At 40.9% G+C, this 2,624-nt stretch carries 6 protein-coding genes; 5 read left to right on the forward strand and 1 reads right to left on the reverse strand.

The features are described from left to right. The 5 genes from GT590_RS14390 to GT590_RS14105 all read left to right on the forward strand — a co-directional run. On the forward strand, nt 1-197 hold a 197-nt coding region (locus GT590_RS14390), incomplete at its 5' end, for a hypothetical protein (protein WP_205217245.1). A 165-nt stretch (nt 198-362) separates the two neighbouring features. Then, nucleotides 363-956 (forward strand): DUF4355 domain-containing protein, encoded by a 594-nt coding sequence (locus GT590_RS14095; protein WP_129984627.1) that lies wholly within the window; start codon nt 363-365, stop codon nt 954-956. A 6-nt stretch (nt 957-962) separates the two neighbouring features. After that, the gene (locus GT590_RS14100; RefSeq protein ID WP_129984628.1) at nt 963-1,802 is read left to right on the forward strand and encodes a N4-gp56 family major capsid protein; all 840 of its coding nucleotides are present in this window, start codon (nt 963-965) and stop codon (nt 1,800-1,802) included. Continuing rightward, nucleotides 1,802-1,942, forward strand: a complete 141-nt coding sequence (locus GT590_RS14360; RefSeq protein WP_165438849.1) for a hypothetical protein — start codon at nt 1,802-1,804, stop codon at nt 1,940-1,942. The genes GT590_RS14100 and GT590_RS14360 overlap by 1 nt, the downstream gene beginning before the upstream one ends. A gap of 4 nt (nt 1,943-1,946) precedes the next feature. After that, the gene (locus tag GT590_RS14105; protein WP_129984629.1) at nt 1,947-2,264 is read left to right on the forward strand and encodes a phage head-tail connector protein; all 318 of its coding nucleotides are present in this window, start codon (nt 1,947-1,949) and stop codon (nt 2,262-2,264) included. Nucleotides 2,265-2,416: 152 nt separating this feature from the next. Here the strand turns inward: GT590_RS14105 and GT590_RS14395 are convergent. Next, a partial coding sequence (locus GT590_RS14395) for a hypothetical protein (RefSeq protein ID WP_205217246.1) occupies nt 2,417-2,624 on the reverse strand: 208 nt, incomplete at its 5' end.

The following is a 2,624-nucleotide window of genomic DNA, read 5'->3' on the forward strand; positions in this document are numbered from 1 at the left end:
CTATCTTATTGTGTATTCAAGGTTTAATTACAGTCAACAATAAGCTTATTGATAAGATTGAACATCAACAAAAGCAGATTGAGGAGTTGAAACATATTAACTCACGCAATGCTCAGGCTACTAATTCAAGGTTTGATTATCTTGAGAAGAAAGTAGCTGACAAGGTATCTAAAAAATCTTGGGTTAGTCGCAAGTAAGGAGGCGGTCACTCATCTTGACTGGTAGGAATAGACTACTCAAAATCACTTGAAAATACTCAAAACTGGTTTGAAATGACCGGTTTTCTTTTTGTCCGAACTTTGAAGACACTAAAAGCCAAGGTCAATCAGTCCACTCAGGACTTAAAAGGGAGGTAGCCAATCATGGCAGAAGAAATCAAAAAAGATGAAGTAGTTGAAGAAGGAACTGAGCAGGCTAGCACTCAGGAACAAGCAGAAACTACTGAAAAAACATTCACACAGGAAGAGCTTGACGCTATCATCCAGAAGGAAAAAGGCAAAGCCAAACGTGCTGCTGAAAGGGAATACCAAGCCAAGATGGATGAAGCTGAAAAGTTGCGTAAGATGAACGCTGAACAGAAGGCTGAGTATGAAGCTAAGAAACAGGCTGACTACATTGCTGAACTTGAAGCCAAAATCAACCGCAGCGGTCTTGAGAAAGAAGCGTCCAAAATGCTTTCTGAAGCTGGAATTGTAGCAACTGATGACATCCTTGCATTCGTAGTCAAAGATGACGCTGAAAGCACACAGGAAACCATCAATAGTTTTACATCCCTTGTGAATGACCTTGCTGACAAGAAAGTCAGTGAAATGCTCAAAGGTAAGACACCAAAGAAAGTTGAGCAATCAACAGCTGGAGGTGTTACCAAAGAGCAATTTGCCCGCATGGGTTACAAGAGCCGTAATGACCTGCTTCAGAGTGACCCAGAACTCTATGCACAATTAGTGAAAGGATAAAACAAAATGACTCAAACAAAAATCGCACAAATGATCAATCCTGAAGTAATGGCTGACATGGCTTCAGCTAAACTTCCAAAACTCATCAAATTCACACCACTTGCTTATGTCGAACGTGAGCTTGTAGGTCAACCAGGTAACACTCTGACAGTTCCACGTTGGGAATATTCAGGGGACGCAAAAGACATTGCTGAAGGTGTAGCAATCGAACCAGACCAACTCGCTACAGCTAAGACAACCATGACCATCAAAAAGGCTGGTAAAGGTATCGAATTGACAGATGAAGCTGTTCTTTCTGGACTTGGTGACCCAATTGGTCAAGCGACTCACCAAATCGCACTTGCTATCGCAAACAAAGTTGACAATGACATTGTTGCGGAAGCCCAAAAAGCTACTCAATTTGTCGCAGAAGCGCCAACCACAGGTGCTGCTCTTGATAAAGCACTTGCAGTCTTTACAGATGAAGAAGATGCACTCTATGTGGCTGTTATCAACCCAGCTGACGCAATTGATTTGCGTACTAACACTGTCAAAGAATGGATTTCAGGAACTGAAATTGGTGCAAATACAGTTGTATCTGGCACATTTGGTGAAACCCGTGGGGTTCAAATTGTCCGTTCTAACAAAGTTACAAAAGGTACAGGATTCCTTGTTAAGGTTTCAGCTGATGAAACTGAGACAGATGATGTTGCCAAATACGGTGCATTTGTCATCAATCTCAAGCGTGATGTTGCGATTGAAACAGACCGTGACATCTTGAAGAAAACCACTGTCATCACAGGGGATGAACACTATGGTGTGTACCTCTATGATCCTACAAAGGTTGTAAAATTCGGAGGTGCATAATGGGGATGTTGTTGCGTCGTCATTACAATGAAGAACAGCCTGACTTGTCAGAAATGACAATTAAACAACTGAACGAAAAAGGTGTTGAGGGCTATTCTGCACTTGACAAAGAAGCCTTGATTGAAGCCCGGAAGGAGTAATGACATGCAGATTATTGAGCAAGTAAAAGCTCTGTTAGACATTGATGATAACTTGCAAGATAATCGCTTGTCAGTTATCCAAAACCTAACAGAAGCACATTTCAAAGCTTTTTCAAATCAAGACACTATCCCTGAGAAATTGCAGTACATCATTGTTGAAGTAATGGTAAAACGTTTCAACAAGCTAGGGTCTGAAGGAATGACAACCCAAAATGTCGAAGGATTGAGCATGACTTTTGAGATTGATGACTTTTCTGAATATGAGAAAGTTATTAAGCAGCACTTTTCAAGCAATTTTGAAGCGGGGTTTAAAATGTTATGAGATTTGATAAACGTTGTACGCTTGTTTTCAAGCAAAAAAGAAAGTATGACACTGAACTTGGAAAAATGGTAGGCGGTAATGAAGTAACAAAGGTAGTACCATGCAACATTGGTCCAATCAGTGCCAAGCTAATCAATTTACTTGGGGATAAGCTAAAAGAAGCCACAACGGTTGTGAGGGTTAGAAACTGTAAGGAGAAGGTTGACAGTCTTTTGATAGACGGTCAGCCTTTTTACATTGTGGATAACCCAAAACATACCAACGGCATGACTGTTTTCTATGTAAGTGAGGTAAAGAATGGCTGATTTAACCATCAGGGGAGCAGAACCATTGATCCATGCTTTGCAAACTGCTGCTAAC

Source organism: Eggerthella sp. BIOML-A1 (genome assembly GCF_009875595.1).
Taxonomy (GTDB): domain Bacteria; phylum Actinomycetota; class Coriobacteriia; order Coriobacteriales; family Eggerthellaceae; genus Eggerthella; species Eggerthella lenta.